This is a genomic window from Corynebacterium sp. HMSC058E07 (genome assembly GCF_001809885.1).
In the GTDB taxonomy this organism is placed as follows: domain Bacteria; phylum Actinomycetota; class Actinomycetes; order Mycobacteriales; family Mycobacteriaceae; genus Corynebacterium; species Corynebacterium macclintockiae.
Genome location: NZ_KV799281.1, coordinates 98,648 through 120,463, shown reverse-complemented (window position 1 = coordinate 120,463; position 21,816 = coordinate 98,648). Strand labels below are relative to the sequence as shown.

Genomic DNA, 21,816 nt, shown 5'->3' with positions numbered 1-21,816 from the left:
GGGCGGAAAACCGGGGTGTCAGAGCGTCTGTGGGCACCAGCGCCCTAGGGGATGGGGCAGTCTAGCCGCGGTCCACGCTGGCCAGCATGTCGAAGGCGCGGTCGTAGAGTTCCCGCGGGGTGGAGCCAGCAGATAGCCTATCGTCCACGGCCGCCTCCATGGCACGCAGTGCAATGCTGAAGGATACGTCCAGCAGTAGGAAGGCATCGAAGGGGGTGAGGGCAGGGTCGATTTCGCAGATCGCGGTTGTGCCCGGTTCAGTGAGGGAGGGCAGGTCTACCTCGAGGCTCTCCCCACTACTGTTCTTCTGCGGGTGCTCCAGCATGATGAGCAGCGGCTTGAACTTGCGGATGTCCGGCACTGTTGGGTCGAGGATCTCCCCTTCAGGGCTCTGTGGTGGGTAGCAGTAGATCCACATCGTGTCGCGGAGGATGTCCGCAGTCCGCCCCGTAGGGTGGTCAGCGGCGATGTCGTGTAGGTGCTGCGCGAAGTTCTCAAAGACATCGTGCAGGTAGTAGGCGAAGACGTCATCCCGGCGTTCGAAGTAGTTGTGAAAGGTACGGGGCGACACGCCTGCTCGCTTGGTGATGGCATGTACCGTCGCTGCTTCCGGCCCGTCGTTGATGAAGAGATCGACGGCAGCATCGATCAGGCTTCGCTTGGTGAGGGCCTTCTTTTCTTCGCGCCGCGATGCAGAGGGTTCGGGGATAGTCGAACTCGAGGGCATGGGGGACCTTTCGGTAATTTTTGTACGTTACACTAACCTAGCCCTGAAAGGCCGTTTGCTAATAAGTGAAAAGTGTTCCTCACATCACTATCTGTAGACGGGGAACCGTCCTGTTCGAGTGCGGTGAAAATGCCGGGGACGAGCAGGATTGTTTGAACGACAAGGAGCGCATTCGCGGTGCTCAGTTCCTTCCCCTCTCGATGGCTATAGTCCTGTAATGCCTGCACAAGAGGGGAGAAAAACTCTAGACCGCTGTGAAACCTGCGATCGATATCTCCGAGCAATTCCGCCCGCAAATGGGGTGGAGTGCCGTGTAGGTGATCGGCAATGCGCGACAGTGATTCGATGCTAGTGGGGCTTGCGGCTGGTCGATTATAAAAGCTGATTGCAATATCTTCGGCGATCGATATCAACTTTTTGCCAGGTTCTGCAAGATTTACCATGTCAACCATTTCGTCAAGGAACTGGTTGAGCATATGCAACAATGCCGCCTCACGATGTGGGAAGTAATTGTGAAATGTGCGCGTTGATATATTCGCCTTTTCTGCGATCCGGGCGATTGTTGTGCCTTCTGCCCCCTCATTTACCAATAGGTCGACGGTGGCGTAGGCAATGCGCGTACGCGTCTCGGCCTTCTTGCAGTCCCGTAGACCGGGGGTGCTCATGCCTTGCATTGTGACGCCCCTACTTCCCATCCACTAGCGCCTCCGCAGGGCGCCCATCGTCCTCTTGGTTGGCGTGATCGTTCTTCGCTCCTGCTTCCAGGCCGACCAGGCTTTCGCCTTCGACATCGACAGCGGGGATGATCTTGCCCAGCCAAGTGGGGAACTTCCACGCGTGCTCGTCGAGAAGGAACATCGTCGCTGGAATAAAGGTCATGCGGACGACGAAGGCGTCAAAAAATACGGCGGTGGCCAAGGCAAAGCCCATAACCTTAATGAACGGCTCGTCGGCCATGATGAACGCGGCGAAGACAGAGATCATGATTAGCGCGGCTGCCGTGACCACACGTGCGCCGTGCTTAAAGCCGTTGGCGGTGGCATTGCCGGCGGTCTTGCCGTGCGCCCAGCCTTCGCGCATGCGGGTGACTAGGAAGACTTGGTAGTCCATGGCCAGGCCGAAAACGATACCGATCAGCATGATGGGGAGGAAGGAAATGATCGGCTGCGGATCATCGATGATTCCGCCGAAGCTCTCTTGCCACAGTGCAACGGTGACGCCGAACGTGGCGGCGACGGACAGGCCGAAGCCGAGCGCGGCGATCAGTGGCACCCAGATGGAACGGAACACCACCATGAGCAGGATGAACGCCAAGACCAGGACAATGGCGATGTAGGGGATGAGGACGTCCGACAGGCGCTGGGAGATGTCCTCGTACATGGGCGTTACACCGGTGATGGCGTAGCTGGCGCCGGTCTTGTCGGTGTAACCGGCTTCCTCGGCGCGCATCTGCTCTAGCACGTCGGCCGCGCGGGCATCCGTTGCTCCGTAGGACGGGGTGATCAGCACCTGGGCTGCGGTGCCCAAGTCGGCGGGATTGTGCGGATCTCCGTTGGTCTGAACAATCTGCGCGTTGTCCACGCCGTCGGTGCCCTGGAGCGTGGCCACTGCCTCTTGTGCGGCGGCGGCCTTCTGCTTGTCGTTAAGGCTGCCGTATTCGACGAGGGCGACCATTGGTGCATTGCGGCCGGCGCCGAAGCCCTCCTCGGTCATCTCGTACGCCACTCGGTTCGGTGTGCCCTTAGCCATGGATCCATCGGAAGGCATGGCCAGGCGCAGGTTCATGGCGGGGATGGCTAAAAGAACTAGCAGAACCGCAGAGGCGACCAGCCACAGCGCGGGCTTCTTGCGGATCACGCGCACCCATTTCAGGCCCATGGTCGGCTTGTCGTTCTCCGGGTCCGGTGCCTTGACGATCGGGGCGCGGCCAGCGAAGACCTTCGTGCCGATCAGACCCATGATGGCGGGAAGCAGGGTGATTGCGACGATAACGGCGATGGCCACTGTCAGCGCGGCGGCCAGCGCCATGGCGGTAAGGAAAGGAATGTTGATGATCGACAGCGCGGCCAGTGCGATCAGCACCGTAAGGCCAGCGAATACCACGGCGGAACCGGCCTTGCCGACGGCCAGCCCGGCTAGATGCGCCCGCTCCTTGGCGGGAATGGTCTTGAACTTCTGCTGCAGCTCCTTCGGCTCCAGATCTTGCCCGTTCACATGGGCGATCAGCTCGCTGCGGAAGCGGGAGAGGATGAACAGCGCGTAGTCGATGCCCACGGCCAGGCCGATCATGGAGGCCAGGGTCGGGGTCATGGAGTTAATGCTGTCGGTGATGGAGGTCGCGGCCATGACGATACCGATGCCGGTACCCACTCCGATCACCGCGGAGAGTAGCGGAAGACCGGCGGCGACGAGGCTGCCGAAGGTGACGATCAGCACGATGGCAGCGACGGCAAGGCCGATGATTTCGGAAGCCATACCCATCTCCGGCTGCTGGAATGCGTTACCGGACCAGCCGACCTGGAGGTTGCCCTCGTTGTCCTTGACCACTTCCTCGAACTTCTTTACATCCTCTGCGGGGACGTCGGCAGCGGTCTCTGCGTCGAAGGAGACCTCGATGATGCCGGTGCGCTTGTCTGGGCTGAGGGGGCTTAAGGCTGCAATGTCGGAGGAAACCTGTTCCTTCGGCATGCCTTGCTTCTGCTTCATCGGAGCCATCTGCTGGTGCATGTTTTCGCTGGCTAGGACAGGGGAGACTAGCTTTTCCTTGTCCTGCAGGAAGTCCAGCTTTTGCAGCGCCTGCAGAATGTCCTCGGTCGACTGAGCTGCCTCGCCCTCTGCGAGGTTCTGCCCCTCGGGGGCTTGGATGACTAGCTTGCCCTTGGCGGCCTCTAGCGCATCGGCATCCCCCCCATTGGGAAAGAGCTCCTTGATTCTTTCTTGGGTCTCGATGGATTCCAGCCCAGGGATCGTGAAGGACTGGGAGGTTGGTTTCGTTAGTAGTGCAGAGGCGGTGCCCACGCCGACCAGCACGATGAGCCAGACGGCGAGGAAACGCCACTTGTGAAAGTACGCGGAACGACCGACGCGATACAGAAATTTAGCCATGCACAAAATATTGCACAGATGGTGAATTATTGCCAACCCTGTGCAATATTTTTTCCAGCTGGGCCGGAAGCCTGGCCCAGAAGTCGCCCCCAGAAGTCTGCCCCAGAAATCAGGCCGGACTAGTCGGCGACCAGCGGCTCCATCGTCAGCTCCGGATGCTCCTTCTCCACGAAAGCCAGCTTCCATTTGTCGCCGAACAGGGCGATCAGTTCCCCATCGGAGCGGGTGAAGATCTCCACGCCTCGCTGCTTGGCCAGCACCGGCGCGGATTCGGCGTCGGTACGACGGGCGACAGAGTAGGGTACAGGGTCGGCCACGGTCTCCACGTTGTACTCAACGTCCATGCGCGCCTGCATAACCTCGAACTGCATGGGGCCAACGGCGGCCATGACCGGGTTAGCGTCACCGCGCGCATCGTTGCGCAGGATCTGCACAACGCCCTCGGAATCCAGCTGCTCGAGGGCCTTGCGGAACTGCTTGTACTTGCCCAGAGACTTGGCGCGCAGCGTGCGGAAGTGCTCCGGCGCGAACTGCGGCATGGGCGGGAACTGCACCTTTTTGCCGCTGTAGATCGTGTCGCCGGGCGCTAGCGAGCCCGCGTTCACCAGGCCCACGATATCGCCGGGGTACGCGGCCTCCACGGTCGAACGAGTACGGCCGAACACGGTCAGGGCATACTTCGTAGAGAAAGACCGGCCCGACTGGGCGTGCGTGACCTGCATGCCACGTTCGAACACGCCGGAGACCACGCGCATGAAGGCCAGCGAGTCGCGGTGATTGCGGTCCATGCCCGCCTGTACCTTAAACACCACGCCGGAAAACTCGTCACTCGGATCGCGGTGTTCGTCCACGGCGACGGAGTTGCCACCCGCGGCGGCCTCCACGACCTTCGGATCTGAATCGCGTCCAGCCGGTGCGGGGGCAAGCGCGCACAGCGTATCCAGGATCTGGTGTACGCCGAAGTTCAGCATCGCGGAGGCGAAGATCAGAGGGGAAGTGGTGCATTCCAGGAAGAGATCCTGGTCGTGCAAAGCGCCATCCGCGGCCAGCAGCTCGACTTCTTCCGCGGCCGTGTCCCAGACATCGGCTTCCCGCTCGGCGGCCTGCTCCGGGGTGTAGTGCTCCTCCGGCGCGATGGTCGAGCCACCGGCGGTGCGCAGGAAGTGAATGTACTCCTCAGCTTCGCCATCGTCGTTAATGCGCGCCAGACCGCGGAAGTCGCCAGCCTCACCGACGGGCCAGAAAAGGGGAGTGGGCTGCAGCTGGATCTCGTTGACGATCTCATCCACCAGCTCCAGCGGGCTGCGCCCCGGACGGTCCCACTTGTTCACCACCGTCACGATCGGCAGGCCGCGGGCCTTACACACTCGGAACAGCTTCAGCGTCTGAGGCTCCAGGCCCTTCGCCCCGTCAATCAGCATCACCGCGGCGTCCACAGCAGAAAGAACTCGGTAGGTATCCTCCGAGAAATCGGCGTGACCCGGGGTGTCTACCAGGTTGATCATGTACGGCTCGCCCTCGTGGCCCTCCGGGGCGTATTCGAACTGCAGGGCGGAGGAGGCGATGGAGATGCCGCGGTCCTTCTCCATATCCATCCAGTCAGAGACGGTGGACTTACGCCCCGCCTTTCCGTGGACCGCACCGGCTTCCTTAATCATGTGGGCGTGCAGGGCAAGAGCCTCGGTGAGGGTGGACTTACCAGCGTCCGGGTGGGCGATAACGGCGAATGTGCGGCGGCGGTTGGCCTCAGTAGCAGTAGAGCTCATAATGCATCAAGCCTAGCTGGTAGCCCCTAGCGGGTGTGAATGTCATTGCGGGCGATGTCGTTGCCCTTGGTCACGATCAGCTCTACCGCGTCCGCGGCCGTGTCGATCGCTGTGCTCAGCCAAGTCTGCTCCCCGTCAGCTTCGAATACGGATAGCACGAAATCGATCACACTAGTGCCCTGCGGCGGGCGCCCAATGCCCATGCGCACGCGGGTGTACTGGTTAGTGCCCAGGTGACGGGTGGCGGACTTCAAACCGTTGTGGCCGCCCTCCCCGCCATGATCCTTGATGCGGATGCGTCCGGGCGCGATGTCCAACTCATCGTGGAGAACGATGACCTTCTGGCTGGGAATGCCATATCGCTCCGCCAGTGGGCCGATGGCCGCGCCGGATTCGTTCATGTACGTCGTGGAACGCACCAGCGCCACGGGTACTTCAGCAATCTCCACCAGCGCTACCTGCGCCGGCGCGCCCGCGACGGGCTGCAACTGTCCCGAATGCCTTTCTAGCAGCTCATCGACAGCCATGTACCCGATGTTGTGCCTGGTCCCGGCGTACTTCGCGCCGGGGTTGCCCAGGCCGACAACCAGGAACTCGGGCTTGATATCCGGGGTGGTCGCAGTCGCGCGCTCGGCCGAGCCGGAGCTATCTGCACCGCCGTCGCGGTGACGGCCAAACAAGGTCGCGAAAATCTTCTTCAAGGAACTCACGCGCTCTAGTCTCTCACATCTCTGTCACATCACCGGCGCCGCTTATCCCGCCGGGGAAGGTGCCTCTAGCCCTGCGCCAGCAGCCGCTCGACCTCATCCGCCGCGTCGGCACACATTATCGCCACGTCGGCGGCCTCGCTCTTCGGGAAGGGCTTCAGCACATAGGCCGCCGGATCCATACGACCGGGTGGCCGCCCGATACCGCACGACAGGCGCCAATAGTCCTTCGTGCCCAGCGACTTTGTGATGGATTTCAGCCCGTTGTGCCCCTTGTCGCCACCGGACTGTCGCAGCTTCACTGCCCCCGGATCGCCTTCCAGGTCGTCGTAGGCCACGATGATGTTCTCCGCCGGGATTTTAAAGAACGCCGCCAGCTGCTGTACCGGCCCACCGGAGACGTTCATGTATGTCCGTGGTTGCGCCAGCACTACCTTGCGCCCTGCGATGTTCACTTCGGCGATGTCGGTGTTGGTCTTCTTGTGGGTACTCAGCCGTGCGGCTGGAACTTGTCGATCGAGCACCTCGCCAATCACCATGCGCCCGACGTTGTGCCTTGTCGTAGCGTATTTATCGCCGGGGTTGCCCAAGCCGACGAGCAGCCACGTGTCGCTGTTGGTGTGTTGCTTTTTGTTTTGGGACGCCACCTTCTCCAGCCCTCTCTCTAGCTCACTGACGGTCATTGTACTGTCCACCCCGGACAGCCCCCGCAGCCGTGGGGTGGCGTCAATAAAAAAGGGCCACACCGTGCGTAGGTTGCACGTGTGTGGCCCCAGTGGGTGAAGGGGGAGTGGTTTACTCCTCGGACTCGCCCTCTGCGGACTCGCCCTCGGCTGCCTCGGCAGCCTCGCCCTCGGCAGCTTCGCCCTCTGCGTCCGGCTCCGGCAGTTCCTCTTCCACCGGCTCCACAACGTTGATGATCAGGGTGTCCTCTTCGGAAACCAGGGAAGCGTTGCCCGGCATCTGCAGGTCGCTAGCCAGGATCTGGTCGCCGATTTCCTTGCCCTCAACATCGACGGTGATCTCTTCCGGAATGTTCAGAACGTCAGCCAGGATGGTGATGACGTCTGCTTCCTGGGTGACCAGGGCGCCCGGAGCTGCCTCACCAGTGAAGACAACCGGAACGTCAACCTCAACCTTTTCGCCGCGCTTAACGTTCAGCAGGTCAGCGTGGTCAACGTCCAGGGTCAGCACGTTCTGGTCAACAGCCTTGATCATGACCAGGTGGTCCTGGCCCTCGACCTCCAGCTCCAGAACGGCGTTGACGCCCTCGTTACGCAGGATTGCCTGGAACTCCAGGATGTCAACGTGGACGTGCATCGGCTCCAGCTTGTTGCCGTAGACAACAGCCGGAACGCGGAAGTCGCGACGCAGGCGGCGGGAAGCGCCCTTGCCGAACTCGGTACGCAGCTCGCCCTTCAGACGGGTGATATCAGCCATGAATTTCTCCTTCTAGTTTTACGCTTCAGATGGACTCTGATCGCTTTGTGCGTTTCAACCGCGGGCATAAAAAATGCCGCGATATCTCGCGGCGTGTATACATCCCACAGTTTTATTGGTCACGCACCCGCACGCGAGCGGTCTCGCTTAAAGGTTACGTCAAACAAAAAGAAGGGGGAATGTGCTTTTCGCGCCGATAACGGCCAAATCCTGTAGAAGAATTCAGCCCTCGCCGAGATTCGAAAGTATGTTAGCACACCCCCAACCGGGGAATAAAACTACTCAAACAGAGTGGTCACGGAGCCATTCTCGAAGATCTCGTGAATGGTCTTAGCCACCAGCGGGGCGATCGACAGCACCGTCAGGTTGTCCCAGCCCTCAGTGGACTGCGGCAGCGTGTCGGTGGTGATGATCTCGCGGGCGCCACAGTTGCTCAGGCGCTCGCGTGCCGGGCCGCTGAACACACCGTGGGTGGTAGCGATGATCACGTCGCCCGCGCCGGCTTCGCGCAGCACGCCGACGGCGCCGGCGATGGTTCCACCGGTATCGATCATGTCGTCCAGCAGCACGCAGGTGCGGCCCTTCACGTCACCGACCACGCGGTTGGCGGTGACCTTGTTGGCCACGTCTACGTCGCGGGTCTTGTGGATGAAGGCCAGCGGGGCATCGCCCAGCACGTTGGCCCACTTCTCGGCTACCTTCACGCGGCCGGCATCGGGGGAGACCACGCAGATGTTGTCCAGGTTGTAGTTGGACTTCACGTGGTCGGTCAGGATCGGCATGGCGTGCATGTGGTCCACCGGGCCATCGAAGAAGCCCTGGATCTGATCCGTGTGCAGGTCGACGGAGACGATGCGGTCCGCGCCGGCGGACTTCAACAGGTCGGCAACCAGGCGGGCGGAGATCGGCTCGCGGCCGCGGTGCTTCTTGTCCTGGCGGGCGTAGGGGTAGAACGGCAAGATCGCGGTGATGCGCTTGGCGGAGCCGCGCTTCAGAGCGTCGATCATGATCAACTGTTCCATCAGCCAGTTATTCAACGGCTGCGGGTGGGACTGGAGCACGAAGGCATCGGAACCGCGGACGGACTCTTCGAAGCGAACGAAGATCTCGCCATTGGCGAAGTCGCGGGCGGTGGTCGGAGTGACCTCGATGCCCAGTTCGCGGGCAACAGCCTCCCCCAATTCCGGATGAGCCCTGCCGCTAAACAGCATCAGGTTCTTTTGATTGTCGATCCAGTGGGTGGTGGACACTTGTGCTTTAACCTTCCGGTCGAAGAGCTGGACTATTCACCTTTTAATAGGGCGCTCCCCATTTTAGGTCGCGCCCAAAGATATCAACAAAACCAGAGCGGCGGAGTGCGCTACTGCTGGTCAGCTTGTGGCGTGGAGGCTGGCGAACCACCCTCGGCCACGCGCTTGGCGGCGGCTTCCCCGGCTTCAGCTGCCGGGGTGCCGGGGCGCTTCTTGGCGACCCAGCCCTCGACGTTGCGCTGCTTTCCACCGGAGACCACCAGTGCTCCCGGAGGTACATCCTCCTTGATCACGGTGCCGGCACCAGAGTACGCGCCATCGCCCACGACGACCGGGGCGATAAACATCGAATCCGAGCCGGTGCGCACGTGGGAGCCCACGGTGGTGTGGTGCTTGTTCACGCCGTCGTAGTTCACGAACACGCTGGAGGCGCCGATGTTGGAGTATTCGCCGATCGTTGCATCGCCGACGTACGTCAGGTGCGGAACCTTGGAGCCCCGCCCGATGTTCGCCTTCTTGGCCTCGACGAAGCCGCCGAGCTTGCCCTCTTCGCCCAGCACCGTGCCGGGGCGGATGTAGGTGTAGGGGCCGACCTCGGCACGCGGGCCGATGGTGGAATCAAAGCCGTGGGTGCGCACTACGTGTGCGCCCTCGCCGACCGTGACATTCTCCAGCGTGGTATCCGGTCCGATCTGCGCATTGTCGGCGATGGTCGTGGTGCCCAGCAGCTGGGTGCCCGGCAGGATGGTCACGTCCTGGCCGACCTTTACATCCACGTCGATCCAGGTCGTCGCCGGATCCACGATGGTCGCCCCGCCACGCATTGCGGCGGTTACGGTGCGGCGGTTGAGCTCGGCGCCTGCGGCGGCTAGCTGTACGCGGTCGTTGACGCCCGCCAGTTCCGCCGCATCGGCGGCGATGTGGGCACGCACGGGGTGGCCCGCTCGACGGGCGATGCTCAGAACGTCGGTCAGGTACAGCTCGCCCTGGGCGTTATCGGTATTCAACTGCGCCAAGCCGTCGCGCAGAATTGCAGCATCGAAGGCGAACACGCCAGAGTTGACCTCGGTAATTGCCTTCTGCTTCTCCGTCGCGTCCTTTTCCTCGACGATGGCGGTGACCATGCCGTCGTTGGTGCGCAAGATGCGGCCGTACCCGGTGGGGTTGTCCTGGTGGACGGACAGCACGGTTACGCTCGCGCCATTATGGGTGGCGGTGAGTTCCCGCAGGGTATCGGGTGAAAGTAGTGGAACGTCCGCGTTGGTGACCACGACGGTGCCCTCGAAGCCCTCCAGTGCCTCCATCGCGCACTGCACGGCGTGGCCGGTGCCGTTCTGCTGTTCCTGGACAGCCGTATCGATCTCACGCCCCAGCTGCTTGGATACCTCGGCTACAGCCGGGCCGACCTGGTCGCGCCCATGGCCGATAACAGCAACGATGCGGGCCGGGTCGATGCCGGCGGCGGCGTGCAGGCTGTGGGAAAGGAGGGTGCGACCGCCGATGGAGTGCAGGGTCTTTTGGGTTGCGGACTTCATCCGCGTACCCGCCCCAGCGGCCAGCACGATCACTGCCACAGGCTTGTCTTGGGCCTTCGGGTGAGCTTCGGGGTTCTGTGCAGCATCAGTCACGTTGTTGGCATTCCTTACTTTCGGTTAAAGCGAATTCCAGCATAGCGTCGCTTCGCCGCCGCGTCGGTGAGGGTCGCCCGCGAGCGTTTAAGAAATCTCGCTTTTGCCCACCGATACCTCCGGCAAGCTCTTGGACAGGGCTGCGCCCAGCAGGCCGAAAAGAGCCAGCGCGGCCAGCGCGACCTCCGGGGAAAGCAGAGCCAGCACACTGGTCAGCGCACCCACGATCAGCAGCAACACGCCCATTAGTGTGTTGGCTACCGACACATAGCGGGTGCGCTGCGTGCCCTCTGCCATGTCGACGATATAGGTGGAGCGGGCGACCCTAATCGCAGCGTGGGCAAGCGAAATGATGAAGAACGCGATGGGGAGCCACCACACCAGGGCAGTGGTCCACGCGTGGGCGTCACTAAGAGAAGAAACATAACCCAGCACCACAGTGACGATCAGGACGATCGTGGCCAACAGCGCGGCGCCGGACAGGGTGTTACGGGAGCTCACATCCGACAGCCAGCCCGAGACCCTGCCCGCGAGCAACGAGGCCACGCCAGCGGCGATAACGAAGGTGCCCAGGCCCGTGAAAATGGTGCTGGCCAGCGAGGATTTCTCCGCGGCGCTGTGCTGGTTCGCCATTGTGACCAGGAACGTCGGCGATAGCGCGGAGGCCAGTAGTAGCGAACGGACCAGCACGAAGCGCCTAAAGTTGCGGTCAGAACGTACGAGGTCCACGATGTCGTCGACCACATCGCGTACGTAGTTCGTGCCCTGTGGCAGGTCTTTTTCTTCTTGTTTAGTGACGCCCTCCCGGATCCCCTTAAACAGCCATGCGCTGGCCAACCAGGAGACAGTGGCGATGGCGAAAAGGATTGCGAAGAGGGAGGGGGTGAGCTCCCCACGGGCGGCCTGAATGGCCACACCCACCAGGATCGCCACCGCACCAGACAGGGTGGTGGCAAAACCGGTCAGGCGCCCGCGGAAGCCCTTCGGCACGGTGCGCCCGGCGATATCTTTACTGGTCAGCGAAACCAAAGAGCGGCAGGTGGACAGCAGAGCGAGGGCGAGCAGGATGATTAACCCGGCCAGCAATCCATCGGTCAGAAGTGCTGCGGCGACCATGATCGCGCACGCCAGCGCCTGGCCAAGCGTGCCGATCAGCATGAAACCCAACCGCGAGGTCTTCGTCTGCAGCCACGGGCGGAAAAGGGCCTGGGGCAGCATCGAGCCGGACTCGCGGATCGGCACCAGTAGCGGAATGACCCACGCCGGGGCGGCGACGACCGACAGGAACCACGGCAGAACCGTCTTCGCGGAAACGATCTGATCGCCGATGTTCTGCGTGCCGAAGCCCAGGGAATAGCGACCCGCGTTTTCCTCGACGTGCTTCAGGTCGCTCTCGGGTGGCGTGCCGATGAATTTCGTGGTGAATGTGTGCCAGAACCTACTGGAATCTGTGCTGGACTTGCCGGACATGTATCGCCCCACCCTTCCAAATAAAAAAGCTCTCCCCCCAGGACTCGAACCTAGAATGACGGTACCAAAAACCGTAGTGTTGCCAATTACACCATGGGAGAAGCGCACATATTGATGTGCAGCGAACACTTTACAGCACACCTAACCGGGCGCATAAACCGCAGGGTGGTGCGGAAGATAGACTGTTGGCCATGAGTCAGACAGCCACGTCGCAAGCCAACGCCAACCGCTCTTCAAACCCGGCGCCCAGCCTGGCGGGGCTGCTGAAAGCCGCCGCGCAGGACGGGAAACTGCGCGGGATGATGACGCACCTGGGGGAGGGTTCCCTGCACATGCAGGCCCCCGAGGGCGCGTGGCCTTTCGTTGTCGGCACACTGGCGCAGCGTACCCCGCTGCTGGTGGTCACGGCCACGGGGCGCCAGGCCCAGGACCTGACCACGGTGCTGCGCTACATGCTGGGGGATCGCGTGGAACTGTTCCCGTCGTGGGAGACCCTGCCGCACGAGAAGCTGTCCCCGGCTGTGGAGACGGTCTCCACCCGCATGCGAGTACTGCGCCGACTGCACGAGGGCGACGAGAACCTGCAGGTCGTGGTGGCTCCGACGCGCGCGGCGGTGCAGCCCGTGCAGTCGAACCTGGGCGAGGTCACCCCCGTGCGGCTGAAGGTAGGGGAGGAGATAGACTTCGATTCCCTGACCCACCGACTGCAAGAGCTCGGCTACACCCACGTCGATGTGGTGGGCAAACGCGGCCACTTCGCCATCCGCGGCGGCATTGTGGATATCTTCCCCGCGACTGAGGAGATGCCCGTCCGCGTGGACTTCTGGGGTGACGAGATCACGGAGGTTCGCGCCTTTAGCGTCGGCGACCAGCGGACCATCCCTGGGGTAGAGCCCAACGAGGTGATGGTTTACGCGTGCCGGGAATTGATTGTGACGGACGAGGTGGCGTCCAAAGCAAAGAACCTTGCCCAAGAGCATGCCGGCAACGCGGAGCTGGCCGAGATCCTCGACAAGATCAGCCAGAAAATCCAGGTGCAGGGGATGGAATCCCTGATCCCGGCGCTGCACACGGCCGAGCTGGTGGCGCTGCCGGAGCTCATGCCGGAAGGTACGCACACGCTGGTGATGGCGCCCGCGGCCGTCGAACGCCGCGCCCACGACCTGCGCGAAACCGGTCAGCAGTTCCTGGAGGCCGGCTGGGATGTCGCCGCCATGGGCGGCTCGGCGCCGATGGAGGGCGTGGCTTATCTTTCGATCGACGCGGTACAGAAGGTGCAGCAGAAGCTGGGGCGGCCCTGGTGGACGCTGTCTACGCTCGGGATGGCGGATTTTGACGCCGACACTTCCGACGTTTTAGAACTCAACTACGACTCGGCGCCCCGACCGCACGGCGAGATGGAGGCCATCGGCGCGCTGATGAGCTCCATCCGCAAGCGCGTGGAATCCGGCGGAAGGGTGGCCTTCGCGGCCCCAACCCCGGCCGTGGCGGCTCGCATGCTGCGGCGCTTCCAGGAGGCCGGCATTGCGGCCGAGGCGATCGGAGTGGACCTCAGTGGTAGCCGTGGCCTGGGGCGGATCAAGAAGTCCAAGCACACCACCGCCGACGAGCCCGCACCCCGACAGGTGAGCATCTATCACGCTGTGGCCTTTGAGGGGCTGGTGTTCCCCTTCGCCGGGGATGACAAGCGCCCCAGCCTGCTGTTTTTCACGGAAACGGATCTGACGGGCAACCGCGTGGACGCGAAGGCCACGGGCAAGCGCAAGCCCGCCAAGAAGCGCAATCGCGTGGACCCGCTGGCGCTGGAGCCGGGCGATCTGGTGGTGCACGATTCCCATGGCATTGGCAAGTTCGTGAAGATGACGGAACGCACGGTGGGCAAGGGGCCGGATGCCTCCCGCCGCGAATACCTGGTGCTGGAGTACGCCCCCAGCAAGCGGGGTGGGCCGGGCGATCAGCTGTACGTGCCGATGGATCAGCTGGATATGTTGTCGCGCTACGTCGGTGGGGAGAAGCCCTCGCTGTCGAAGATGGGTGGCGCGGATTGGAAGAGCACCAAGCGCAAGGCCCGCGGTGCGGTGCGGGAGATCGCGGGCGAGTTGGTGCAGCTTTACGCCAGCCGCCAGGCCGCGCCGGGCTACGCCTTTGCACCAGATACGCCCTGGCAGCGGGAGATGGAAGATGCCTTCCCGTTCACCGAAACCGAGGATCAGTGCAACGCCATCGAGGCCGTGAAGGCCGACATGGAAAAGCCGGTGCCGATGGACCGCGTGATCGTCGGCGACGTGGGCTACGGCAAGACCGAGGTGGCGGTGCGCGCGGCGTTTAAGGCCGTGCAGTCGGGCAAGCAGGTGGCGGTGCTGGTGCCGACGACCCTGTTGGCGCAGCAGCACTACAACACGTTCAGCGAGCGCATGCAGGACTTTCCCACAACCATAAAGGAGCTGTCCCGCTTTACCACCCCGGCGGAGTCCAAGAAGGTCATCGCTGGCATGGCCGACGGCACCGTGGACATCGTGATCGGCACCCACCGCCTGTTGCAGACGGGTGTGCACTGGAAGAACCTGGGGCTGATCATCGTGGACGAGGAGCAGCGCTTCGGTGTGGAGCACAAGGAGCACATCAAATCACTGCGTACCCACGTGGACGTGCTGACGATGTCCGCGACCCCGATTCCCCGCACGTTGGAGATGTCGATGGCGGGTATTCGCGAGATGTCGACGATCCTCACCCCGCCAGAGGACCGCCACCCGGTGCTGACCTACGTCGGCGCGCAGGAGGATAAGCACGTGGCTGCGGCTATCCGCCGCGAGCTGCTGCGTGACGGCCAGGTGTTCTACGTGCACAACAAGGTTCGCAGCATTGAGCAAACCGCCGCAGACATTCGCCGCCTGGTGCCGGAGGCCCGCGTGGTTGTCGCCCATGGCCAGATGAGCGAGGAGCAGCTGGAGACCACGGTGAAGGGTTTCTGGGATCGCGAGTTCGATGTGCTGGTGTGCACCACTATCGTGGAGACCGGCCTGGACATCGCAAATGCCAACACCCTGATCGTGGAAAACGCCCACCACATGGGTCTTTCCCAGCTACACCAGCTACGCGGCCGCGTGGGGCGTTCCCGAGAACGCGGTTACGCCTACTTTCTGTACCCGCGCGGTGAGGTGCTGACCGAGACCTCCTATGACCGCCTGACCACCATCGCCCAGAACAACGACCTGGGCGCGGGCATGGCCGTGGCCATGAAGGACCTGGAGATGCGCGGTGCCGGCAACGTGCTGGGCGCCGAGCAGTCCGGCCACATCGCGGGCGTGGGCTTCGACCTTTACGTTCGCCTGGTCGGCGAGGCAGTGGAGGCCTTCCGCGCCATGGCCGACGGCAAGCCCGTCGACGGCCGGGAGGAGGAGAAGAAGGAGATCCGCATCGACCTGCCCATCGACGCGCACATCCCGGCCGAGTACGTCGCCTCCGAGCGCCTCCGCCTGGAGGCCTACCGCAAGTTCGCGGAGGTGCAGGACGAGGAGCAGATAGAGAAGGTCCTTGAGGAGCTGCGCGACCGCTACGGCGAGCCACCGGAGCAGATTCAGATGCTCGCGGTACTTTCGCGCCTGCGCCTTCTGTGCCGCGACCTGCAGGTCACGGAGGTGGTGACCACGGGTTCGAAGATCAGCTTCAGCCCCATCGAGCTGCAAGATTCCACCCAAGTGCGCCTGAAGCGTCTGTTCCCGGCGGCAAACTATCGGGCGACGACGAAGATCGTGCTGATCCCGGCGCCGAAGCGCGGTCAGGGAATGCGGGCCGTCCCGCTGCGTGATACCGAGCTGGTGCAGTGGTGCGCCGATGCGTTGACCCAGCTGGCGGGCATCCCGATTCGCAACATGTCGGGTGGCTCAGGCAAGGATAAGGGCACGTCCTAAACACCGACGCGCTAGAATAACCGCCATGTCAGTCGTATTACTAGATCCCCGTTTCCCCGCGATGATTCCCGTGGAGGCCGTCGATCTGCTCCGTGGAGATGTTTGCTACACGGAGGAGGTGCCCATCCGCGTCCGCTGGGTTATTGCGGATCTGGGCGGCCACACGGTCGATGAGTCCGACATCATCGTCACGACGGATCTGGAAAACGAGGCAGTCGTTACCCGCATCGAGGCTGGTGAGGACCTCATCACTGCGCCGAGCCTAAAGGTGCACATGGAGCCCGCCCGCGAGCTGGAGGCCGGTAGCTCTTCTGTTAGTGACGCCACCGACGGGGAAGACGCAGCCGAGATCACCCACTCGGGCGATGGCGTGGTGGACGGTGAGATCGTCGGGACCGACGAGCACACGGCGGCTGTGGCCGGCCTGCGCCGCACGACGCGCACCGAGGTTCCGGCTTCCGTGATGGATGAGATCGAGGATGCGGTGGCGCTGATGGCGCGTGCCCTGCGCCAGGGGGAGTGGGAGCAGTCCATGACCCACACCAGCCTGGTGAAGTTCCTGCGGGAGGAAACAGAGGAGCTGGCTCGCACCATCGACCTGATGGAGAGCTGGAAGCCCGAGGGCGAGGGTGAGGCTGCTGCGCGCCCGGAGTGGATCGAGCAGGATCTGTGCTCCGAGCTGTCGGACGTGTTGCTGCAGGTGCTTTTCCACGCAGAAATCGCCAACCGCCGTGGTGCCTTCGACATTGGCCACGTGGCCGGGGCGTTTTCTGCGAAGCTGCGCGCCCGCGCCCCCTACCTGTTTGAGGAGGTCGAGCGTCAGGTTCCGCGCCAGGAGCAGGATCGCCTATGGGAGGGGGGCAAGAAGGAAGAGGAAGCTCAGCGAATTCGCAGTTTCGGTGAGGAGTACCTGCGCTACAGCGAGGCCAAGAAGGAAGCTGAGCGGAAGGCGGCCGAGAAGCAGGCTGAGCCTGCACAGCCTGCACAGTCTGCACAGCCCCGCCAGGAGCCGCACGCGGAACAGTTCCCGGCCGTCCAAGCGCCCGCTGAAACGGCAGGTCCGGCAGTCCCCGCCAGCTCTGTTGGCACAGCTGTCGGCTCGACTGGCACCAGCGCCCTGACCGCAGCGGAGGCCGTCATCGCTGAGGCGCGGGAGCGGGGAATCCCGGATAAGGACATCCCGACCGACATCCGCTACCCGATGGTTGGCCTGGAGCTAGATAGCCCCGGTGAGGCAGAGCGTCGCCTCCACGACGCTGTTGTGGCGTTCCGCGAGAAGCTGCGCACCCAACATAACCCCCAGCAGCAGGGCAACTAGCGGCGCGCCAGCAGCGCCCGCACCAGCCCCTCGCGCGGGGCGAAGAGGTACGTCAGGCAGAAGATCCCTGACTGCACCAGCACAATCGTGCCGCCGGTGGAGACATTCAGGTTGAAGCTCAGCAGGATGCCCGCCACGCAGCTCACCCACGCCACCAGCGGCGCGATCAGCAGCATGCGGCGGAAGCGCCTCGTCCACAGATAAGCCGTCGCGCCGGGGGTAATCAGCATTGCTACCACCAGGATCACGCCGACGGCCTGTGCGCTGGCCACCACCACGCACGCCAGGCACGCCAGCAGCGCCCACCGTATGGCCTTCGTGTTGAAGCCCATGGTTCTGGAGTGTTCGGCGTCAAAGGCCCACAGGGTAAACGTGCGTGCATTCGCCAGCAGCACCACAAACGCGATGCCGCCAATGGCCAGGATCTGCCACAGCGCGGACTGCGTAATGCCCAGCAGGTTGCCGAACAGGATCTCCTGCAGGTGTGTGCCGCTGGGAGTTACGGAGAGCAACACCAGGCCGAGGGCGAAGAAGGTGGTGAAGATGATGCCGATGGAGGTGTCTTCCCGCAGCGTGGTTCTTTCCTTGACCGAGCCCACCAGGCCCACGGCAATGAGGGCGGCGATCATCGCGCCGACGGCGAAGGGCGCTCCGAAGATGTAGGCCAGCACCACGCCTGGCAGTACGGCGTGCGAGACCGCATCGCCGAGCAGCGACCAGCCCACCAGAATTAGCCAGCAGCTCAGCAGTCCCGCCACCACGGCCATCACGCTGGCGGCGAGCACCGCCCGCTGGACGAAGCTGTAGCTCAAGGGGAACAGGATCGGGTCGAAAACGCTTGCGAGCGTGCTCATTACTGTGCCTCCTTTCCCATAGTTACCGTGGTTCCTTCGGCCCCTGCGATTGCGGCCGTCGCGTCGGTGCTAAACGTGCGGGTGAGGTTCTCCGCCGTCAGCACTTCATCCAGCGCGCCCTCGGCGATGATCCGACGATTGAGCATCGCCACGTTGTCGCAGAGCTCCGGCAGGCGATCCAGGTCGTGGGTGGAAATCAGTAGCGCCGTGCCCGATTCCGCCAGCTGGTGCAACAGCGTGGTGATCTGCGCCTGCGATTGCGTATCCACCCCGGCGAAAGGCTCGTCCAGCAGCATAATCTTGGCCTCTTGGGCAATTCCGCGCGCGACGAAAACGCGCTTGCGCTGCCCGCCGGACAGGGCGCCGACGGGCCGATCCTGCAGCTCGGTCAGGCCGGTTTGCCGCAGCGCCTCATCGACGATGCGGTCGTTGTTCTTTTTTTCTTGACGCCACTTCTTCAACCCCAGCAGCGCCGACCCCTGGGGCAGGAGCCCCACCTTGGAGCGTGCTTTGCGCCGCCCACTGGAAACGATTTCCCGGACACTGATGGGGAAGTTCCAGTCGACGTGATCGTGCTGAGGGACGTAGGCAACCGCCCCGTTTTTCCCGGCCGCGGTGCTTTCACCGTCAGTGGCGGAATTGATGGAAATCCGTCCGTGGGTGGGCGATACCAGCCCCATGATGGCTTTGAAGAGCGTGGACTTTCCCGCGCCATTCATGCCAATCAAAGCTGTGATCTGCCCGTACTCAAGGTTAAGGGTCACGCCATTGAGCGCCTCGACGGAGCCGTACTTGACGTGCACGTCGTCGACGGCCAGTGCCGGGGGAGCTGAAGATTGTGGCGGGTTCATCTATTTTTTCGTGTCCTTTCCGGTGAGTCCGCTGACGATGGTTTTGGCGTCATAGGAAAGAAGGTCCAGATAGGTCGGCACGGGGCCATCGGCTGCAGAGAGCGAGTCTACGTACAGCGTCCCGCCGTCGCGAGCGCCGGTATCGCGCATGACCTGCTCCTTCGGTCCGGGCTCAACGGTGGATTCGCAGAACACGGCGGGGACGTGGTTGTCGCGCACGAACTGGGCGGCCTGGGTGATCTGCTGAGAGGTGATCTCGCCCTCGTTGTTCACCGGCCAGATATAGCCCTCCTTCATGCCCGCATCGTGGGTGAGGTAGCTGAAGGCGCCCTCGCACGACATGAGCGCGCGCTGGTTGTGCGGTAGGGAGGCCAGGCCTTCGCGCAGTTCGGACTGCACGCCGTCGAGCTTGGACTTGTATTTCTTGCCGTTGTCCTCGTAGGTCTTCGCGTTGTCCGGGCGTAGTTCGCTGAGGGCCTTAACGATGTTGTCTACGTAGGTCTTCGCGATGGTTGGGCTCATCCAGGCGTGCGGGTTCGGATCGTCGGTGCCCTTGATCTTGATGGGGTTGACGCCGTCGCTGGCGGTGGCGCGCTTCGCCTTGCTGTTTTCGGTGAGCTTGTTCAGCCAGTGCTCCAGGCCTAGGCCGTTGTTGATGATGAGCTCGGCATCGGAGGCTGCGGCGATGTCGCTGGGGGAGGGATCGTATCCGTGAACTTCCGCGCCGGGCTTGGTCAGCGAGCGAACCTTGAGCGTATCGCCGGCGATGTTGGCGGTGATGTCCTCCAGGATGGTGAAGGTCGTGAGAACCTCGGCTTTGTCGTCCTTGGAGTCGTTGGCGCCGCAGGCGCTGAGGCCTGCCGCTGTGAGGACGGTGGCGCACAGTGCTGCGACCATTCTCTTCGCGGACTTCGTTTCCATGTTTCTAAGCTTTCCTTCTGTGAAGAGTTTCAATGTTCAATAGAGTGAACAATATAGTGCAGTGTAAACCACAAGCACGAGTTCTTTAAAGCCCTTCACCCCCGTACACTGGGCTGCATGCATGTCAACGACCTGCCCGAGCGATCCCAGGACTACCTGAAGAAAATTTTCGACCTGCAGGAGTGGTCTGGTAGTGGGGTATCCCTTTCCGTTTTGGCCTCTCACATGGAACAGCGTCCGTCGACGGCTTCCGAAGCTATCAAGCGTTTGTCCGCTCAAGGTCTTGTCGAGCACGCCCCCTACGGCGACATTGCGCTGAGCGAGACCGGGCGCAAAATCGCCCTCGCGATGGTTCGCCGCCACCGGTTGATCGAAACGTTTCTGTGCAATCACCTGGGCTACGACCTCGATGAGGTGCATGCCGAAGCCGAAGTGCTGGAACACGCGGTCTCCGATACCTTCGTCGCGCGCATCGCTTCGCTGCTGAATAACCCCACCCGCGACCCGCACGGTGACCCGATCCCTGATGAGGGGGGCGATGTGCCGGAAAGTTCGGCTTTCCTTCTTTCTGACGCCCACACGGGCCAACATCTGGTCGTGGATCGCATTAGTGACAGGGATGATGCGCTGGTGCGTTACCTAACCCAGAACGGTGTACTGCCAGGGGCACAGTTCACGGTCGGCGAAAGGGTGTTTGCAGATATGGCAGAGCTAGTTTTGGCCGAGTCGGAGAAACGAGTTCAGCTGCCGGCCAGTAGTCTAAGCGCAGTATTGGTCAGGGAAGCTGCGCAGGGCTAACGGCGCAACCAGAGCAGTAGCAAATGCGCAGTGTACGAAACAGGCTAGGTAAGGACATTTATGGCGTCTAACCGCTATCGTCGCCCCCAAAGAATCGAACCGAATGAATCTTTGTGGGAGGCCAGCGAAGCAGCCGACAGCGGCCGCCCGAACCGAGGGCTGCTCGGCGGGTGTGGCTTCTTCGTAGTGGTCGTTGCCCTTTTGGCGATTATTGCTCTGGTGGGCTACCTTGTCGCCGGTTTCGTCTCCGGCAAAAACAACGCGGAATCCGACCGCCTGCCGGTGCCCACTGATGTGCCGCCGAAGGCTGCGGCTCCCGCTCCGACTGTGGATCTGGAAGACGCAGACGCTAGCTATCAGAAGCTCCTGGACTGGGCTAAACCGAAGTCGGAGGAGCTGAACATCCCCTTGCAAGCATTGATGGCCTATGGAAAAGCGGAGGTTTTCGTCCGCGCGAAGACCCCCGAGTGCAGTCTTTCCTGGAATACCCTCGCAGGGCTGGGTTACGTGGAGACTCGCCACGGAACCTACGACGGAGAGACCTTTGGGGCTGCCAAGCTTAACGACCAGGGCATTGCCGAGCCCGACATCATCGGTCCGCAGCTGAATGGCGAAGGTTTTGCGAAGGTGGACGATACCGACGACGGACGGCTTGATGGCGACCGGAAGTACGACCGTGCGCTGGGACCCATGCAGTTCATCCCCGAATCCTGGAAGATCTACGGAGTTGATGCCGATAACGACGGCGAAAAGAACCCGCAGAGCGTTTATGATGCGGCGGCTTCCGCGGCAGTACTGCTGTGCAGCAAGGGGCGCGATCTAAGCACTGAAGGTGGCTGGACAAGTGCCATTAAGGGGTACAACCTGTCCGACAGGTACGTCGCGGATGTGCGGGACGCGGCGGCGAACTACGCACTGGGCCAGTCGCCGCAATAGGGGGAGTTCCCCCTTTAGGGAGGGCTAAATTTCTGAGGGTGACGGCGAAAAATCTGTGACGGTGCCACAATGGAGGCGTACTGCTGCGCCAGCGTCGTAGCGGAGACCCTTGTTAGCTGTTAATGCAGAACAGA

At 62.5% G+C, this 21,816-nt stretch carries 17 protein-coding genes; 4 read left to right on the top strand and 13 right to left on the bottom strand.

The genetic code is table 11. The features are described 5' to 3' along the window. Positions 1-61: 61 nt before the first annotated feature. The 10 genes from HMPREF2678_RS08635 to HMPREF2678_RS08590 all read right to left on the bottom strand — a co-directional run bounded on the left by HMPREF2678_RS08635 (position 62) and on the right by HMPREF2678_RS08590 (position 12,093). Complete coding sequence (locus tag HMPREF2678_RS08635) at positions 62-727, bottom strand: TetR/AcrR family transcriptional regulator (protein ID WP_070551991.1); 666 nt, start codon at positions 725-727, stop codon at positions 62-64. Between the two features lie 32 nt (positions 728-759). Beyond that, a complete protein-coding gene (locus HMPREF2678_RS08630; RefSeq protein ID WP_246817925.1) occupies positions 760-1,392 on the bottom strand; it encodes a TetR/AcrR family transcriptional regulator in 633 nt (210 codons plus the stop codon). A 19-nt stretch (positions 1,393-1,411) separates the two neighbouring features. Continuing rightward, complete coding sequence (locus HMPREF2678_RS08625) at positions 1,412-3,832, bottom strand: MMPL family transporter (RefSeq protein WP_070551987.1); 2,421 nt, start codon at positions 3,830-3,832, stop codon at positions 1,412-1,414. Positions 3,833-3,951: 119 nt separating this feature from the next. Continuing rightward, on the bottom strand, positions 3,952-5,598 hold the full coding sequence (locus tag HMPREF2678_RS08620) for a peptide chain release factor 3 (RefSeq protein WP_034972273.1): 1,647 nt from the start codon (positions 5,596-5,598) through the stop codon (positions 3,952-3,954). 26 nt (positions 5,599-5,624) lie between these two features. Then, a complete protein-coding gene (gene pth / locus HMPREF2678_RS08615) occupies positions 5,625-6,308 on the bottom strand; it encodes an aminoacyl-tRNA hydrolase (protein ID WP_034972272.1) in 684 nt (227 codons plus the stop codon). A gap of 65 nt (positions 6,309-6,373) precedes the next feature. Beyond that, entirely contained in the window at positions 6,374-7,000 is a 627-nt protein-coding gene (gene pth / locus HMPREF2678_RS08610) for an aminoacyl-tRNA hydrolase (protein ID WP_034967346.1), read from the bottom strand. 100 nt (positions 7,001-7,100) lie between these two features. Further along, positions 7,101-7,745 (bottom strand): 50S ribosomal protein L25/general stress protein Ctc, encoded by a 645-nt coding sequence (locus HMPREF2678_RS08605; RefSeq protein WP_034972270.1) that lies wholly within the window; start codon positions 7,743-7,745, stop codon positions 7,101-7,103. Between the two features lie 278 nt (positions 7,746-8,023). After that, positions 8,024-8,995 carry a ribose-phosphate diphosphokinase gene (locus tag HMPREF2678_RS08600; RefSeq protein ID WP_034967339.1) on the bottom strand — a complete coding sequence of 324 codons (972 nt, stop codon included), beginning with the start codon at positions 8,993-8,995 and terminating at the stop codon, positions 8,024-8,026. A 110-nt stretch (positions 8,996-9,105) separates the two neighbouring features. Beyond that, positions 9,106-10,623, bottom strand: a complete 1,518-nt coding sequence (gene glmU, locus HMPREF2678_RS08595; protein WP_034979399.1) for a bifunctional UDP-N-acetylglucosamine diphosphorylase/glucosamine-1-phosphate N-acetyltransferase GlmU — start codon at positions 10,621-10,623, stop codon at positions 9,106-9,108. Positions 10,624-10,710: 87 nt separating this feature from the next. Further along, positions 10,711-12,093 carry an MFS transporter gene (locus HMPREF2678_RS08590; RefSeq protein ID WP_070551985.1) on the bottom strand — a complete coding sequence of 461 codons (1,383 nt, stop codon included), beginning with the start codon at positions 12,091-12,093 and terminating at the stop codon, positions 10,711-10,713. A 191-nt stretch (positions 12,094-12,284) separates the two neighbouring features. Here HMPREF2678_RS08590 and mfd point away from each other — a divergent pair, with 191 nt between their 5' ends. Together mfd and HMPREF2678_RS08575 are read left to right on the top strand one after the other, a co-directional pair. After that, entirely contained in the window at positions 12,285-16,004 is a 3,720-nt protein-coding gene (mfd, locus tag HMPREF2678_RS08580) for a transcription-repair coupling factor (RefSeq protein WP_070551982.1), read from the top strand. Between the two features lie 25 nt (positions 16,005-16,029). Continuing rightward, positions 16,030-17,322: a MazG nucleotide pyrophosphohydrolase domain-containing protein gene (locus HMPREF2678_RS08575; protein ID WP_034967324.1), complete on the top strand. Its 1,293-nt coding sequence runs from the start codon at positions 16,030-16,032 to the stop codon at positions 17,320-17,322. Here HMPREF2678_RS08575 and HMPREF2678_RS08570 read toward each other — a convergent pair. From HMPREF2678_RS08570 to HMPREF2678_RS08560, 3 genes are read right to left on the bottom strand one after another with little or no spacing between them, the layout of a single operon-like run. Further along, entirely contained in the window at positions 17,319-18,176 is an 858-nt protein-coding gene (locus HMPREF2678_RS08570; RefSeq protein WP_034967321.1) for a metal ABC transporter permease, read from the bottom strand. The two genes, HMPREF2678_RS08575 and HMPREF2678_RS08570, sit on opposite strands and share 4 nt — an antisense overlap. After that, positions 18,176-19,027 (bottom strand): metal ABC transporter ATP-binding protein, encoded by an 852-nt coding sequence (locus tag HMPREF2678_RS08565; protein WP_070551980.1) that lies wholly within the window; start codon positions 19,025-19,027, stop codon positions 18,176-18,178. Before HMPREF2678_RS08565 ends, HMPREF2678_RS08570 begins: the two co-directional genes overlap by 1 nt. Next, on the bottom strand, positions 19,028-19,948 hold the full coding sequence (locus HMPREF2678_RS08560; protein ID WP_070551978.1) for a metal ABC transporter solute-binding protein, Zn/Mn family: 921 nt from the start codon (positions 19,946-19,948) through the stop codon (positions 19,028-19,030). It lies immediately after the preceding gene. A 117-nt stretch (positions 19,949-20,065) separates the two neighbouring features. On the opposite strand from HMPREF2678_RS08560, the gene HMPREF2678_RS08555 reads away from it, so the two are divergent. Together HMPREF2678_RS08555 and HMPREF2678_RS08550 are read left to right on the top strand one after the other, a co-directional pair. Next, positions 20,066-20,746, top strand: a complete 681-nt coding sequence (locus tag HMPREF2678_RS08555) for a metal-dependent transcriptional regulator (RefSeq protein ID WP_034967317.1) — start codon at positions 20,066-20,068, stop codon at positions 20,744-20,746. Between the two features lie 60 nt (positions 20,747-20,806). After that, entirely contained in the window at positions 20,807-21,682 is an 876-nt protein-coding gene (locus HMPREF2678_RS08550) for a lytic transglycosylase domain-containing protein (protein ID WP_070551976.1), read from the top strand. Positions 21,683-21,816 lie beyond the last annotated feature (134 nt).